This window comes from Aeromonas sp. OTU364 (assembly GCF_038440395.1).
GTDB lineage: Bacteria > Pseudomonadota > Gammaproteobacteria > Enterobacterales > Aeromonadaceae > Aeromonas.
In genome coordinates this window covers 349,363-364,648 of the sequence record NZ_JASATR010000002.1, presented here as the reverse complement: position 1 = coordinate 364,648, position 15,286 = coordinate 349,363, and the positions used below count along the sequence as shown (strand labels likewise).

Here is a 15,286-nt window from a genome sequence, read left to right as displayed (position 1 = left end):
CCCCCCACCCCCCCCCCCCCCCCGGCGGGGGGCTGAGCCCCGGCCCCCCCCCCCACCGCGGGGCCTCCCTGCATTTATCCCCTAGGTAGACCTCCCGGACCCTTGCACTGCCCAAAGGGCATCAAGCAGGTCTCACCTCCCCTCCTCCGGCGGTCATCCGGCCCCTTAATTGATAACTTCATCTACATGATTTCTTACACATTGCTCGCTTCTTTTTAAGTGCCATTTGCTGCAGGATATCGCCCTTGCACGCCTTCGCTCGTTTCGTTCAGGTGATAAATGAAGACTCTTCCAAAACCGGGCAAATATGCCCTGCTTGCCCTGGCACTGCTGGCCCTCGTGGTCTGGCTGGCCTGGCCCGGCAAGACCCCGGACCCCGTGCTGACCGCCACAGTGACCCGTCAGGATGTGGAGCAGACGGTGCTGGCCAGCGGCGTACTGCAGGCCATAGAGCAGGTGGATGTGGGGGCCCAGGTCTCGGGTCAGGTCACCTATCTGGCGGTGGAAGCCGGGCAACAGGTCAAGCAGGGGGACCTGTTGGCAGAGATAGATCCCCTGATAGCCCAGAACAACCTCAAGACCGCCGAGGCCGAGCTGGCCAGCCGCCGTGCCCAGCTCAAGATCAAGCAGGCGCAGCTCAAGCAGAACGAGCTGGCCTGGCGCCGCCAGCAGCAGATGTTCAAGCAGGAGGCGAGCTCCCGGGCCGATCTGGAGAGCGCAGAGGCGCAGCTGGCCGTCACCCGGGCCGAGCTGCAGAGCGCCCAGGCGGATATCGACAACGCCCTGATCAAGGTGGAGCGCACCAAGACGGAACTCGGCTATAACCGCATTCAGGCCCCCATGGATGGCACAGTGGTCAGCATAGTGACCCGCCAGGGGCAGACCCTGGCCGCCAGCCAGACGGTCCCGACCCTGCTCAAGCTCGCCAACCTGGACACCATGACGGTCAAGGCGCAGATCTCGGAGGCGGATGTCACCAAGGTCAGGGCCGGCATGCCGGTCTACTTCACCCTGATCGGAGACCCGGATCGCCGCTATCACGGCACCCTGCGCACTGTCGAGCTGGCCCCCACCAACATCAACGAGCAGAGCGCCAACACCACGGCCACCAGCAATGCCGCCATCTACTATTACGCCCTGTTCGATGTGCCCAACCCCGACCATCAGCTGAGGGTCGCCATGACCACCCAGGTCACCATAGTGCTGGGTGAACGCAAACAGGTATTGGCCATCCCCCAGACCGCCCTCGGCAAGAAGCTGGGGGAGAACGAATATGAGGTCACCCTGCTCAAGGAGGACGGGCAGAAAGAGACCCGCCGCATCAAGACCGGCATGAAGGATGACATCAAGATAGAGGTGGTGAGCGGTCTTGACGAACAGGACAAGGTGACCCTGGAGCAGGGCAAGCCTGTCCAGAACGATGAGATGGAGATGGTCCCGTGAGCGAGCCCCTGATCCAGCTCAAGGGCATAGAGCGCCGCTACCAGAGCGGGGAGCACGAGGTGACGGTGCTGCACCCGCTGGATCTGACCATAGCGGCGGGGGAGATGGTGGCCATAGTCGGTGCCTCCGGCTCCGGCAAGTCCACCCTGATGAACCTGCTGGGCTGCCTCGATCGTCCGAGCGGCGGCCAATACCTGTTTCGTGGTCAGGACACCGCCGGTCTGGATGCCCTGGCCCTGGCACGGCTGCGCTGCCACCACTTCGGCTTCATCTTCCAGCGCTACCACCTGCTGCCCCATCTGGATGCGACCGCCAACGTGGAGATCCCCGCCATCTATGCCGGCACCTCCCGCCCCGAGCGCCAGATACGTGCCCGCACCCTGCTGACCCGCCTGGGCTTGAGCGATCGCAGCCACCACAGGCCGGGCCAGCTCTCCGGCGGCCAGCAGCAGCGGGTCAGCATAGCCAGGGCGCTGGCCAATGGCGGCGAGGTGATCCTGGCCGACGAGCCCACCGGTGCCCTCGACAGCCACAGCGGCAAGGAGGTGATGGCCATCCTGAAGGAGCTGCACGCCCAGGGTCACACCATCATTCTGGTGACCCACGACATGGCGGTGGCCAACCACGCCAATCGCATCATCACCCTGCGGGACGGGCGCGTGGTGGAGGACAGCGGCCAGCCGGCTGCCAACCCCCCCATCTCCCCGGATAAGGCCTACGGGGTGAAAGAGCGTCAGCAGATCCCCCAGGCCACTGTCGAGCAGCTATCTTGCGCCCTCCCCCGGCCAGCCGCCGGGCAGAAAGCCCGCGAGCCGGCGCCGGAGCGGCTCCCCACCGCCTCCGTCGCCAAACGCGGCAGCCAGGGCTGGGATCGCTACCGGGAGGCGGGTCGCATGGCCCTGCACGCCATGCTGGCCCACCGCATGCGCACCTTCCTCACCATGCTCGGCATCATCATCGGCATCGCCGCCGTGGTCAGCGTGGTGGCGCTCGGCCAGGGTGCCCGCGCCAAGGTGATCGACGACATCAACGCCATGGGCACCAATACCATCGACATCTTCCCCGGCAAGGACTGGGGCGACGAGAAGGCCGCCAGCATCCAGACCCTGAACGAGCGGGATCTCGACGCCCTGCTCGGCCAGCCCTATCTGGAGGGGGCCAGCCCCCAGATCGCCACCTCGGGCCAGTTGCGCTATCGCAACAAGACCAGCAGCGGCAGCGTGGTGGGAGTCGGCAGCGACTTTTTCCGGGTCAAGGGGATGACCCTCACCCAGGGCCGACTGCTCGACGAGCGGGACATCCGCAGCCGGACCGCGGTGGCCGTGGTGGATGGCAAGACCATCACCAGCCTGCTCGGCAAGACGGATCCCGTCGGCCAGGTGGTACTGGTCGGCACTCTGCCGGTGCGCATCGTCGGCGTGGTGGCCCAGGAGACCGGCTTTGGCCCCAGCAGCCAGTCGGTCAATGTCTGGCTGCCTTACAGCGCCGTGATGAGCCGCCTCATCTCCCAGAACCACTTCAGCCAGATCACCATCAGGGTCAAGGACGGGGTCCAGCCGGCGCTGGCCGAGCAGGCCGCCGTGGCGCTCTTGACCCAGCGCCACGGGGTGAAGGATTTCTTCACCTTCAGCAGCGACAGCATCGTCAAGTCGGTGGAGAAGACCACGGCAACCCTGACGCTGCTGGTCTCCGCCATCGCGGTGATCTCCCTCATCGTCGGCGGGGTCGGGGTGATGAACATCATGCTGGTGTCTGTGGTGGAGCGCACCCGGGAGATAGGGATCCGCATCGCAGTCGGCGCCCGTCAGTCCGACATCCTGCAGCAGTTTCTGATCGAGGCTGTGATGGTCAGCCTGCTGGGGGGCCTGCTCGGCATCGGCCTGGCCATCTTCATCGGTTTTATCTTCTCCCTGCTCGTGGAGAGCTTCCAGATGCGCTTCTCGCTCTTCTCCATCCTGATGGCCTTCGGTTGCTCCTCGCTCATCGGGATCCTGTTTGGTTACCTGCCCGCCCGCAATGCGGCCCGGCTCGATCCGGTCGAGGCACTGGCGAGGGAATGATGATGCACAACTTATCCGGCCGGGGGCTGCGCCTCTCGTCAAAGACTGCGCTCAGCCTAGTGCTCACCGTCTGCCTCGGTGCCTGCAGCCAGCAGAGCACCTACCACAGGCCCGTATTGGATGTGGCGCCAGCGTGGCAGCAGGACGCCCGGGATCTTGGCGGCCAGCAGGCCGGGCTCTGGTGGCAGGGGTTCCGGGATCCCGCCCTCGACCTGCTGGTCGATGAGGTGCTCGCGGCCAACCCGGACATGCAGGTCGCGGGGCTCAGGCTCAAGAGCGCCCTGCTCGGCGCCGATCTCGCCGACACCAACCTCACCCCTTCGGTCAACGCCAGCCTGGGGGCGAGCGGCAACAAGAACATGAAGGATGGCAGCGCCAGCAGCAACCTGGGCCCCTCCTTCAACCTGAGCTATGAGGTGGATCTCTGGGGCCGGCTCGCCTCGGTGCGGGATCAGGCGCAGTGGGAGGCAGAGGCCAGCGAGCAGGATCGCGCCGCCACCCGCCTGATGCTGGTAGGCAAGACCCTGGAGCAATACTGGCAGCTGGCGTATCTCGGCTCGGCCATTGCTCTGGGCGAGCGCCAGCTGGCCAACTACGAGCGGATAGAGCGGCTGACCCGGGCAAAATATGACGCCGGGGCCGTCACCCGCCTCGATCTGGTACAGGCCAGCCAGCAGAAAGCCGGCAAGCAGGCGGAGCTCGCCTCTCTCACCCTGCAACGGGAGCAGGCCGGCAACGCCCTGCGCCTGCTGCTCGGCCGCAGCAGCGGCCCGCTGGAATTTGCCCCGACCTCCCTCGCCATGGGCCCCATTCCGACGCTGGCGGTCGGCATCCCCGCCGATGTGCTGGCCAGGCGCCCAGACGTGCGGGCCGCGGAACTGCGCCTTCGCAAGACGCTGGCCAGAGGGGACGAGATACGCACCGGTTTCTACCCCACCCTCAGCCTCACCGGCGGTGCCAGCACCACCTCGGACACCCTGACCCAGGTGCTGCAGAACCCGGTGGGAACCCTGGGTGCGACCCTGGCGCTCCCCTTCCTCGAGTACAACAAGACCCGGCTCTCCATCGCGAGCTCCGAGATTGACTATCAGATAGCCGAGACCGAGTTTCGCAAGCAGCTCTATACGGCCCTGCTGGAGGTGGAAGATGGCCTGGCCGCTCGCCAGCAGGGGGAGCAGCGGCTGCGTTATCTCGAGCAGCAGCTGACCTATGCCAAAGAGGCCGAGCGGCTGGCGGGTGCCCGCTTCCTGGCGGGCGCCACCGGGGTTCAGCCCTGGCTGGACGAGCAGAATCGACTGTGGGATGCCGAGCTCGGCGTGCTGGCCCAACAACAGAGCCAGCTCAAGACCATGGCCGGGATCTACCGGGCGCTGGGAGGGAGCGATCGGAGCTAGAGCCCGGTCAGCCCCCAGGGTGGCTGGCATGACCTCCATGCTGGCCGCCCTTGTATCCTCTTCACAACAAAGCAATTGATAATAGTTTTCATTTAATGAAAAATGAGCGCTCTCGTCTGTCAGGAGTACTCAAATGTCACAGCCCGCCCCGGTCAATCGCCCTCGCCTGCTCACCGTCAAGCATGTCCACGATGTGAGCCCTCATCTGCGCCGAGTCTGCCTGACCAGCCCTGAACTGGCGGATTACCCCTTCAGCTGTGGCGGTGCCCATATCAAGATCATGCTGCCCCGGCCGGGCCAGAGCGAGATAGTGCTGCCAACCCCGACCCCCAAGGGTCCCCGCTGGGAGGATCCGAGCCAGAAGCCCATACTGCGCACCTTCACCATCCGCGCCTTCCGCCGCGAGGCCCTGGAGATCGACATCGACTTCGCCCTGCACGGCGACATCGGCCCCGCCAGCCGCTTCGCCCTCCACGCCAAGCCGGGGGACAGGCTCGCCATCTCGGGCCCGGGCGGCCCGGATCCCATGTTGCAGCTGGCCGCTCACTACTACATGGCCGGCGATCTCACCTCCCTGCCCGCCATCAGCGCCATGGCCGAGGTGATGCCGGCAGAGGCCAGGGGCCATATCGCCCTGCTGGTGCCCCATCAGGAAGATGTGCAGGATCTGTCGCTGCCCGAAGGGGTCAGCCTGCGCTGGTTTGTCGGCACGCCGGACCAGACCGGCCCCCTGGTGGAGTACTTCACCGCCCTGCCCATGGCCGCCGAGGAGAGCTATTTCTGGTTCGGGGGGGAAGAGGGTCTGGTGGTGCCCCTGCGTCGTCATGTCAGGCGGACCCTGGACACCGATCGCCAGCGGGTCTACGCAGTGCCTTACTGGCGCAGCGGCAAGGATGAAGACGCCTACCATCAGGATCGCCACGTCGTGATGGATAGCTGATAACACCCTGTACTCCTTGCTCTTATCAGGCCTTCTCCCGCTCGGGAGCGGGCCTGGTTGCCATGCTTCCCTCCCTTTTTTACGGCCCGCCCCCCATCTTTGGTAATCCTCTCGGTAGTGCTTGCATTTGAGACGAACAGCAAGATAATGATAATCACTCTCAACAAAGATGCTGTGTACCGGGCGCAGATCCCCTGATCCAGACACCCGAACACTCCGGACACATCGTCGACCCCATTTGCACTGCAAGGTAACCCCAGATGGCTGTTTTGAATTCGGTAATGCGCGCCTTCGCGGTGGAGGCGCTCCCCACCCCTGCCGACCTGTTGGCACAGCATCCCTGCCCGGCCGATATGGCGCAGCACATTGACCACCACCGCCACCAGGTGCGCCAGATCCTGAGCGGGGCAGACGATCGTCTGCTGGTGGTGATAGGCCCCTGCTCCATCCATGATCCCGTCGCCGCCCTCGACTATGCCAAGAGGCTGGCACGGCTCGCCACCGAGTATCAGGAGAGCCTGCAGATAGTGATGCGCACCTATTTCGAGAAACCGCGCACCACAGTCGGCTGGAAGGGGCTGGTCTTCGACCCTCATCTCGATGGCAGCAACGACATCGGTCACGGGCTCCACCTGGCCCGTCAACTGCTGCTCGACATCAACCGACTGGGACTGGCCACCGCCACCGAGTTTCTCGATACCACCAGCTTCCTCTATCTGGCGGATCTCATCAGCTGGGGGGCAATCGGTGCCCGCACCACCGAATCCCAGGTACACAGGCAACTGGCCTCGGCCCTGCCCTGCCCGGTCGGCTTCAAGAACGGCACGGACGGCAACATCCGGGTAGCCATCGATGCCATCCTGGCCAGCGAGGCCTCCCATCTGTTCACCGCCCCTGGCAGCCAGGGGGGCATGGTTGTGATCAGGAGCGAAGGCAATCCGGGCGGCCACATCATTCTGCGCGGCGGCACCCTGCCGAACTATCACCAGAGCGACGTGATGGACGCGGCCGAACGCCTGGCGCGCCAGGGGCTCAACCCTCGGCTGATGGTGGATTGCAGCCACGGCAACAGCCAGAAGCTGCACCAGAACCAGCTCCTGGTCGCCGGGGAGCTCTGCCGCCAGTTGCGGGGCGGGAGCACGGCCGTTGCCGCCGTCATGGTCGAGAGCTTCCTGCAAGGGGGCAGCCAGAAACCGGCGCCACTGAGTGAGCTGCAATATGGCTTGTCGGTCACCGATGCCTGCCTTTGCTGGGAAGAGAGTGAGAGCCTGCTGGCCATGCTGGCCGATGGGGTCATGGCGCGCCGTCAATGTGCAAACGCTCGCGCCATTCCCCTTCACAGCGATCTCGGCCAACCGGTCAGCTGACCTATTTCCTATTTAATCGCAGCGGGGTCGCCAGACCCCTATTCAATCCCTATACCGATAAATGACATTCACATATTGTCTGGACAGGGGTGTCAAATAGGGCAGTGATGGTGAAAGAGAAATAGTGCGAGAGGGACAAGCACTTCCCCATTGATAGGAAGATGGGCAGCCAGGCAAAGCGGGAAGCATGCCCGCAAATCCACCTATTTCATCCCACTGCTTTCATCCCACGGCGACGGACCATTATTTGTCATCTTCTGTCATCAGAGATAACAAACGGGCTGTATGAGTCCTCATTGTGTCGCAGGCGAGACGCGACAGCGATTGCCTTACCGCCAATGGATACTTTTTATTGGCCCATGATGGTCATGGCTATTGTGGACAGGTGACCCTATTTAGGTGGCTTCTTCGATGGGCAATAGATAGACAGGATCCTGAAAATAATAATGCCGCCTCTTGGGCGGCATTATTGACGACGCTATCCTGGCAATCAGATCAGGAAGTCGTTCAGATCCTTGCCCAGCGCAACTTGCTCGGCAATGGCTTTGGGCATGCGGCCCTGGCCGGTCCAGGTCTTCTCCTGGCCATCTTCCTGATACTTGTATTTGGCAGGGCGCGGAGCACGCTTGCTCTTGGTCGCGCCAGCAGCGGCCGGAGCGGCCACGCTGCCAATCAGCTCGCGCGGATCGATGCCGGCCTGTTGCAGCATCTCGGTAAACTCGCTCAGCTTGCGCTGACGCTCTTCCTGCTCGGCCCGCTCTTGCTCTACGGACTCGGCACGCTCGTTATATACCAGATCAAACTTTTCTTTCGCTTCTTGCAGTTGCTCAAACGGCAGTTCACGAATGGCAGCGCGCAAGCTGCGAATGTTCAGCAGAACCTTCAGAAACTCGTTCATTACTTCCTCACAGAATTATTTTTGTATGTCACAGGGATAACTCATTTTGAGAATAGCATGTCCACTCGATAACAACATAATGATTTTATAGCGCCAGCGCTATTCCTGACAATCTCATGGTCATTATTCATTGTGGTTAATTCACCTCAGGGATCTTATCGGATCACCGCTCAACAGACATTATTTCTTCAACATGGGTTAATCGGTCCCACTTATCAGGTATTTGCCACAGAGATAAAAGGGGTGTCATCCAAGCACCTGCATTCATATATAACAAACCATACCGCTGCCCACAGCCGCCAGCACGGAATGTACAAATATTGGCCGCATCATGCCTAGGTCGAATGAAATGAGATCGAGGCCGGGCAGCACTCTGTATCCCTGCCCCTGGTTCAATCAATTTCCTTTGCCTGGGCGCTTATCCATTCGATGAATGCCTGGATCTTGGGGCACTGGCGATGGGGGAGCGTCGCCATGTAGTAGCGTTGATTGCAGCGAACCGCCTTGCCCGGGAAGGGCTCCACCAGTTCGTTGCGCTCCAGCCGCTGGCGCACCAGGTTCTTGCGGCCCATGGCCACGCCGGCGTGATTCATGGCGGCGATGATGGCGAGATCGGAACGATCGAAGCCCATGCTCGACTGGCAGCCATCGAGGGAGATCCCGGCCTGGCGAGCCCAGCTGCACCACTCGTCGGTGTCGGAGTCATATCCCCAGGCCTGCCGGTCGTGCAGCAGGCGGCAGTGGTTCAAGTTGTCCGGCTTGTTGAGCAGCTGGTGCCGCTCGGCATATTCGGGGCTGCACACCGGCACCATGTATTCATCCATCAGCGGGTGGATGGCGAGCCGCTCCGGCACCTTGTCGTCGAAATAGATCGTCAGATCGATGCCATAGCCGTGCAGATTGACGTTCTCGTTGCCGGTCATGATGTTGAGATCGATCTGGGGATGCAGGCGGGAAAAATCCGCGAGCCGCGGCACCAGCCAGCACTGGGCGATGGAGGGCCGGGAGTAGACGGTCAGGGAACCGGACAGCTCCTGGTTCTTGATCTCCAGGATCTCCTGATTGATGAACTCCAGCGACGACTTGAGTGCCCAGAAGACCCGTTGCCCCTCAGTCGTCAATACCACCTTGCGGTGAAAGCGCTGGAACAGCTTGAAGCCGAGCTCCTCTTCCAGCGCACCTATCCGGTGGCTCACCGCACTCGGGCTGAGCGCCAGCTCATCCGCCGCCAGGGCGAAGGAGCTGTGGCGGGCCGCCGCCTCGAAGGTGTGCAGCTTGGAGAGCTGATAGCCGCTGAGCAGCTTGTTTCTCGATACATAGTTGTCTTCGGTATACATCCGCCTTCCCCGTCACAGCCTCAACATCGCCGTCATGATATCCCGGATGACCCGATTCAGGATGACGTAACCGAACCCAAGTCACATAAATACCGCTAAATGTGATGAATGTGGCACCTTTGCATCAACCCAGATCATCCAAGAGGCCATTTTCATCATTTGTCAGCCCGACCCCCTTGCCGTTCAATAGGCCCATCATTCATCTCTTATCATCCCTGTCGAGGCGCAGTATGAATTCTGAAATGTGGGTCGTCGGTACCTTGCTGACAAGCATCATCCTGATCGTCTTCACCATAGTGAAGGGCAAGGTGCATCCCTTCCTCGCCCTGCTGCTGGCGAGCTTCTATGTCGGCACCATGATGGGGATGAACCCGGTCAAGATGGTCAACGCCATGGAAGAGGGCATAGGCGGCACCCTGGGCTTTCTCGCCGCCGTCATCGGCCTTGGCACCATACTCGGCAAGATGATGGAGGTGTCGGGGGCGGCAGAGCGCATCGGCCTCGCCCTGCAAAAGTGCCGCTGGCTCTCGCCCCAGGTCATCATGGTGCTGGTGGGTCTGGTGTGCGGCATCACCCTCTTTGTCGAAGTGGGGGTGGTGCTGCTGATTCCGCTCGCCTTCTCCATCGCCCGCAAGACCAACACCTCGCTGCTGACCCTGGCCATTCCGCTCTGTACCGCCCTGATGGCCGTGCACTGCATAGTGCCGCCCCACCCGGCCGCCCTCTATGTCACCAACCAGCTGGGTGCCGACATCGGCTCCGTCATCGTCTATGGTCTCGCGGTCGGACTGTTTGCCTCCCTGGTGGGCGGCCCCCTGTTGCTGAAGCTGCTGGGCAAGCGGGTGCCGTTCAAGGAGGTGCCCGCCGCCTTTGCCGACATCCAGGCCCGCGATGAGGCAAGCCTCCCGACCCTGGGCGCCTCCCTCTTCACCGTGCTGCTGCCCATACTGCTGATGCTGGTCAAGACGGTGGCCGAGCTCAACATGGATCACGCAAGCCACCTCTATACCCTGCTGGAGTTTATCGGCAACCCCATCACCGCCATGTTCATCGCCGCATTCACCGCCTACTACGTGCTGGGGATCCGTCAGCGCATGAAGATGGAAGGGCTGCTGGACAAGACGGAAGAGTGCTTCTCCTCCATCGCCAACATCTTGCTCATCATAGGGGCAGGCGGCGCCTTCAACGGCGTGCTCAAGGCGAGCGGCCTAGGGGACAGCCTGGCGACCATACTCTCCCAGCTGGACATGCACCCCATACTGCTCGCCTGGCTGGTGGCCATAGTGCTGCACGCCGCCGTGGGTTCGGCCACCGTCGCCATGATGGGGGCCACCGCCATCGTCTCCCCCATGATGGTGCACTACCCGAACATCAGCCCGGAGATCATGACGCTCGCCATCGGCTCAGGCGCCATCGGCTGCACCATGGTGACCGACTCCCTGTTCTGGCTGGTCAAGCAGTATTGCGGTGCCACCCTGAACGAAACGCTCAAGTATTACACCAGTGCCACCTTTGTCGCCTCCCTGATGGCGCTGGCCGGTACCTTCCTGCTCTCCTATATCGTGTAAACAGACAGAGACATCCCATGAAACACATCGACGTCCAACAACTCATTACCCAATTCCCGCTGGTTCGCTCCCTGATCGCACTCGAGCCCGTCACCTGGTTCAACCCCAAGGCCACCACGCTGGCGGCTGGTCTGCCCCATGTGGGCCTGGATGGCAGCGATGTGGCGGATGCCTCCGCCCGGCTCGCCCGTTTCGCCCCCTACATGTGCGACGCCTTCCCCGAGACCCGCGCCAGCAACGGCATTCTGGAGTCCGAGATAGCGGCCATCCCGGCGATGCAGGCCACCCTGAACCAGCGCTACGGCGTCGAGCTGACCGGCAAGTTGCTGCTCAAAAAAGACAGCCACCTGCCCATCTCCGGCTCCATCAAGGCCCGTGGCGGCATCTACGAGGTGCTGACCCACGCCGAACGGCTGGCCATCAAGGCCGGTCTGCTCTGCGAAGAGGACGACTATCGCAAGCTGTTCACGGACGAGTTTCGTCAGTTCTTCGGCCAGTACAGCATTGCGGTGGGCTCGACCGGCAACCTCGGCATGTCCATCGGCATCATGAGTGCCAAGCTCGGTTTCACCGTCACCGTCCACATGTCTGCCGATGCGCGGGAGTGGAAGAAGCGCAAGTTGCGCGAACACGGCGTCATAGTCGTGGAATATGCCGAGGATTACGGGGTGGCGGTGGAGCAGGGTCGCAAGGAGGCCGAGCGAGACCCCAACTGCTTCTTCATCGACGACGAGAACTCCCGCACCCTCTTCCTCGGCTACTCGGTCGCGGGCGAGCGGGTGAAAAAGCAGTTCGATGAGATGGGCATAGTGGTGGATGCCGGGCATCCGCTGTTCGTCTATCTGCCCTGCGGCGTCGGCGGCGGCCCGGGGGGCGTGGCCTTTGGCCTCAAGCTCGCGTTCGGGGACCATGTCCACTGCCTGTTTGCCGAACCCACCCACTCCCCCTGCATGCTGCTCGGGGTCCACACCGGATTGCACGATGCCATTGCGGTGCAGGATCTGGGGATCGACAACCTCACCGCCGCCGACGGTCTCGCGGTGGGGCGCGCCTCCGGCTTCGTCGGCCGCGCCATGGAGCGGTTGCTCGATGGCTTCTACACCCTGAGCGATCAGGAGATGTATGACCTGCTGGGGCTGCTGGCGCGGGACGAGCAGATCAGACTCGAACCGTCCGCCCTGGCCGGCATGGCTGGGCCTTGGCGCGTGGCGGCCGATCCCGAGTGGCAAATGGGGCGCGGTTTCGATGCCGCGACCATGGCAGGCGCCACCCACCTGGTGTGGGCCACCGGTGGCGGCATGGTGCCCGCCGAGGAGATGGCAAAATACCTCGCCGCCGCCCACCTCTGATCTTTTTTTCAACCGAAAGACCCGCCACCCTGGCGGGTTTTTCTCTTCTGGGATCAGCAAGATGGCATGCTCTTTGCCCAAGTGTGGCCACCCTTCATGCCCCTCCCCTGCCGTCAATCCCCCCAAGTTGGTTATTTTGTGATACGATAGAGGCCGTTTTTTGACATCTGCGCCCCGTTGTCGCCTTGATCCTGCAAGATCACCACCCAGTCCGGTGGGCACAACCGCGGCGGCGCAGCACCACAAGTGACCCGGTTGAGTCAATGCTGGCGGCCTGTGCCAGCGAGCGACACCAGGGGCACCTTAGATAAGGAGATCGGGCTATGAAACAGTATCAAAGCTGGCTTGGACAATATCTGATGAGCCGTCGCGATGGCGATCACGCCATGGCTTCCGAACTCGCCAACTCCATCTGCGAGTTCTGGCAGGCGCAGGGGGATGAGGCCGAAACCAGCAAATGGCAGCAGCTCTACCAGCAGCACGTGGAAAAGACCACCTGACGGCGGCACCTTCAGGCTTTCTGGCCTGTCACCCATAAAAAAACCGGCGCTCATGGCGCCGGTTTTGCATTTCAGCGACCCGAATTACATCTGGTCGACCATGTCCTGGGCGAACTGGGAGCAGGAGCGCAGGGTGGCGCCTTCCATCAGTCGCTCGAAGTCATAGGTGACTGTCTTGTTGGCGATGGCCGCTTCCATCCCCTTGACGATGAGATCCGCCGCCTCGGTCCAGCCCAGGTGGCGCAGCATCATCTCGGCGGAGAGGATGAGGGAACCCGGGTTCACCTTGTCCTGACCTGCGTACTTGGGTGCAGTGCCGTGGGTTGCCTCGAATAGGGCCACGCCGTCGCCGATGTTGGCGCCCGGGGCGATGCCGATGCCACCGACCTGAGCGGCCAGGGCGTCGGAGATGTAGTCACCGTTCAAGTTCATGCAGGCGATGACGTCATACTCGGCCGGACGCAGCAGGATCTGTTGCAGGAAGGCATCGGCGATGACGTCCTTGACGATGATGGTCTTGCCGGTCTTCGGGTTCTTGAAGGAGCACCAGGGGCCGCCGTCGATGAGCTGGGCATCGTACTCTTTCTGGGCCAGGGCATAGCCCCAATCCTTGAAGGCACCTTCGGTGAACTTCATGATGTTGCCCTTGTGCACCAGGGTCACGGAGTCGCGATCGTTGTCGATGGCGTACTCGATGGCGGCACGGACCAGACGCTCGGTACCGGCCTTGGACATGGGCTTGATGCCGATGCCGCAGGACTCGGGGAAGCGGATCTTCTTCACGCCCATCTCGTTTTGCAGGAAGGCGATCACCTTCTTGGCTTCGTCGCTGTCCGCCTTCCACTCGATGCCGGCGTAGATGTCTTCGGCGTTCTCGCGGAAGATCACCATGTCGGTCAGCTCGGGGTGCTTGACCGGGCTCGGGGTCCCTTCGTAGTAACGGACCGGGCGCAGGCAGACGTAGAGATCCAGCTCCTGACGCAGGGCCACGTTGAGGGAGCGAATACCGCCACCGACCGGGGTGGTCAGCGGGCCCTTGATGGCCACGCAGTATTCACGAATGAAATCCAGGGTTTCGGCCGGCAGCCAGGCACCTTCGCCATAGACATGAGTCGATTTCTCGCCGGTATAAATCTCCATCCAGGCGATCTTGCGCTCGCCCTTGTAGGCTTTCTCGACCGCAGCATTCACCACGTTCAGCATGGCCGGGGTCACGTCCACACCGATACCATCCCCTTCGATAAACGGAATGATGGGGTTGTGGGGAACCTGCAGCTTGCCGCTGGCATCGACTGTGATTTTCTGACCCTGGGTCGGGATAACTACTTTGCTTTCCATCGGCATCTCCTAACTTCCGTTTGTTATCAATCTGATCGTTGATCGTTGCGCGCGGCCATCTTAGCCCATCCATTTGCATAATCAAATGGCGGGCGTGCATGTCCGACCATAGTCGGGGACTGGATCACAATGCGCCACTTCTCTTTGCGCACCATGAGGCGCAAGCCAGTGCAGTCCCGCCATGGCAAGCGCCGCCGTCATGGTGTCAGACTCTCGTTCTGCCCCTGGGGCTGGCTCAGGGCGCGGTACTGGGAGGGGGTCAGCCCCGTCTTTTGCTTGAACACCCGGCAGAAATAGTTCACATCCATGTAACCACAGCGGCTGGCCACCTCTTCGAGGCGAAAGCGGTATTTTTTCAGCATGAACTTGGCCCGATCGATGCGTACCCAGCTGATGTAGTCCGCCAGGCGCATGTGCCCCTGCTCGCGAAACAGGTGGGAGAGGTGGCTCGCCGAGACGTTGAAGCGGTGGGCGATGGAGTCGCGGCTGATGGGGCGGTGAAAGTTCTCCTGGATATAGATGCAGATGCCGTGAAACAGCTCAGCCCCTCGCGGCCGCTCGAAGGTGGACTCCGCCAGCAATTGACGGGCGCTGGTGAGCAGCGCCTGCAACAGGTGGTTGTCGGTGGGGGAGCGACCCGGGTCTTCCACCAGCACGTTGAGGGCCGCCAGTATGTGTTCGTTCACATGGCCGGCCCGGGCCATGATGCTGTGCTTTTGCACATCGAAGAAATCCGGGTCTTCCCGGCGCTTGCTCACCAGGCTGAAACCGAGCTGGCGCTTGCCAAACAGCAGGCTCAGCACAGAGCAGTCCGTGGTCCAGAGCGGCTTGTTCCAGCCGTTGGGGGGGATGTAGAGCGCCTGCCCCGGCAGCACGCTTATCTCCTGGCAACCCGACTCCCTGTCCCAGATCTGGTTGAGGTATTCGCCGCTGAACACCAGCTCGAGACGCGGGAAGTTGACCTGGTAGCTGAAGCCGGGCGGCACCCCCTGATCCTGGGCAAACCAGATCTGCTCGAAGGGAACCTGGTCGTGGAGAGCGCCGTCGAGCAGCTGGCTGAAGATGAGTGACATGATGATCCCGATCAAGAGA

12 protein-coding genes are annotated in these 15,286 nt (G+C 62.2%); 8 read left to right on the top strand and 4 right to left on the bottom strand.

Annotation, left to right across the window (positions count from 1 at the left end; translation table 11 throughout):
• The first annotated feature begins 279 nt into the window (after nt 1–279).
• The 5 genes from AAHB08_RS04480 to AAHB08_RS04460 all read left to right on the top strand — a co-directional run bounded on the left by AAHB08_RS04480 (nt 280) and on the right by AAHB08_RS04460 (nt 7,204).
• Nucleotides 280–1,443: an efflux RND transporter periplasmic adaptor subunit gene (locus tag AAHB08_RS04480; protein WP_342058232.1), complete on the top strand. Its 1,164-nt coding sequence runs from the start codon at nt 280–282 to the stop codon at nt 1,441–1,443.
• Nucleotides 1,440–3,503: a MacB family efflux pump subunit gene (locus AAHB08_RS04475; RefSeq protein WP_342058231.1), complete on the top strand. Its 2,064-nt coding sequence runs from the start codon at nt 1,440–1,442 to the stop codon at nt 3,501–3,503. Before AAHB08_RS04480 ends, AAHB08_RS04475 begins: the two co-directional genes overlap by 4 nt.
• Nucleotides 3,500–4,897, top strand: a complete 1,398-nt coding sequence (locus AAHB08_RS04470) for an efflux transporter outer membrane subunit (protein WP_446699509.1) — start codon at nt 3,500–3,502, stop codon at nt 4,895–4,897. Before AAHB08_RS04475 ends, AAHB08_RS04470 begins: the two co-directional genes overlap by 4 nt.
• A gap of 133 nt (nt 4,898–5,030) precedes the next feature.
• Nucleotides 5,031–5,837 carry a siderophore-interacting protein gene (locus AAHB08_RS04465; protein WP_218409336.1) on the top strand — a complete coding sequence of 269 codons (807 nt, stop codon included), beginning with the start codon at nt 5,031–5,033 and terminating at the stop codon, nt 5,835–5,837.
• A gap of 260 nt (nt 5,838–6,097) precedes the next feature.
• Nucleotides 6,098–7,204, top strand: coding sequence for a 3-deoxy-7-phosphoheptulonate synthase (locus AAHB08_RS04460; RefSeq protein ID WP_342058229.1), 1,107 nt, complete (start codon nt 6,098–6,100; stop codon nt 7,202–7,204).
• 490 nt (nt 7,205–7,694) lie between these two features.
• Here AAHB08_RS04460 and AAHB08_RS04455 read toward each other — a convergent pair whose 3' ends face one another.
• Nucleotides 7,695–8,102, bottom strand: a complete 408-nt coding sequence (locus AAHB08_RS04455; protein WP_005332615.1) for an H-NS family histone-like protein — start codon at nt 8,100–8,102, stop codon at nt 7,695–7,697.
• 392 nt (nt 8,103–8,494) lie between these two features.
• Nucleotides 8,495–9,439: a DNA-binding transcriptional regulator DsdC gene (dsdC, locus tag AAHB08_RS04450; protein WP_202046769.1), complete on the bottom strand. Its 945-nt coding sequence runs from the start codon at nt 9,437–9,439 to the stop codon at nt 8,495–8,497.
• Nucleotides 9,440–9,669: 230 nt separating this feature from the next.
• On the opposite strand from dsdC, the gene dsdX reads away from it, so the two are divergent.
• The 3 genes from dsdX to AAHB08_RS04435 all read left to right on the top strand — a co-directional run bounded on the left by dsdX (nt 9,670) and on the right by AAHB08_RS04435 (nt 12,856).
• Nucleotides 9,670–11,007: a D-serine transporter DsdX gene (gene dsdX, locus AAHB08_RS04445; protein WP_342058228.1), complete on the top strand. Its 1,338-nt coding sequence runs from the start codon at nt 9,670–9,672 to the stop codon at nt 11,005–11,007.
• A gap of 17 nt (nt 11,008–11,024) precedes the next feature.
• Entirely contained in the window at nt 11,025–12,356 is a 1,332-nt protein-coding gene (locus AAHB08_RS04440) for a D-serine ammonia-lyase (RefSeq protein WP_342058227.1), read from the top strand.
• 323 nt (nt 12,357–12,679) lie between these two features.
• Complete coding sequence (locus AAHB08_RS04435) at nt 12,680–12,856, top strand: hypothetical protein (protein ID WP_080675191.1); 177 nt, start codon at nt 12,680–12,682, stop codon at nt 12,854–12,856.
• 84 nt (nt 12,857–12,940) lie between these two features.
• On the opposite strand, the gene icd is transcribed toward AAHB08_RS04435, so the two are convergent.
• Nucleotides 12,941–14,194: an NADP-dependent isocitrate dehydrogenase gene (icd, locus tag AAHB08_RS04430; protein WP_025327693.1), complete on the bottom strand. Its 1,254-nt coding sequence runs from the start codon at nt 14,192–14,194 to the stop codon at nt 12,941–12,943.
• A gap of 197 nt (nt 14,195–14,391) precedes the next feature.
• Nucleotides 14,392–15,267, bottom strand: a complete 876-nt coding sequence (locus tag AAHB08_RS04425; protein ID WP_342058226.1) for a helix-turn-helix transcriptional regulator — start codon at nt 15,265–15,267, stop codon at nt 14,392–14,394.
• Nucleotides 15,268–15,286: the final 19 nt, after the last annotated feature.

Excerpts from the sequence above, each read along its gene's own strand:
- AAHB08_RS04470 (WP_446699509.1), top strand. The coding sequence starts at position 3,500 with ATGATGATGCACAACTTATCCGGCCGGGGGCTGCGCCTCTCGTCAAAG.
- dsdC (WP_202046769.1), bottom strand. The coding sequence starts at position 9,439 with ATGTATACCGAAGACAACTATGTATCGAGAAACAAGCTGCTCAGCGGC.
- AAHB08_RS04435 (WP_080675191.1), top strand. The coding sequence starts at position 12,680 with ATGAAACAGTATCAAAGCTGGCTTGGACAATATCTGATGAGCCGTCGC.
- AAHB08_RS04440 (WP_342058227.1), top strand. The coding sequence starts at position 11,025 with ATGAAACACATCGACGTCCAACAACTCATTACCCAATTCCCGCTGGTT.
- AAHB08_RS04480 (WP_342058232.1), top strand. The coding sequence starts at position 280 with ATGAAGACTCTTCCAAAACCGGGCAAATATGCCCTGCTTGCCCTGGCA.
- AAHB08_RS04455 (WP_005332615.1), bottom strand. The coding sequence starts at position 8,102 with ATGAACGAGTTTCTGAAGGTTCTGCTGAACATTCGCAGCTTGCGCGCT.
- AAHB08_RS04425 (WP_342058226.1), bottom strand. The coding sequence starts at position 15,267 with ATGTCACTCATCTTCAGCCAGCTGCTCGACGGCGCTCTCCACGACCAG.
- dsdX (WP_342058228.1), top strand. The coding sequence starts at position 9,670 with ATGAATTCTGAAATGTGGGTCGTCGGTACCTTGCTGACAAGCATCATC.
- AAHB08_RS04465 (WP_218409336.1), top strand. The coding sequence starts at position 5,031 with ATGTCACAGCCCGCCCCGGTCAATCGCCCTCGCCTGCTCACCGTCAAG.
- icd (WP_025327693.1), bottom strand. The coding sequence starts at position 14,194 with ATGGAAAGCAAAGTAGTTATCCCGACCCAGGGTCAGAAAATCACAGTC.
- AAHB08_RS04460 (WP_342058229.1), top strand. The coding sequence starts at position 6,098 with ATGGCTGTTTTGAATTCGGTAATGCGCGCCTTCGCGGTGGAGGCGCTC.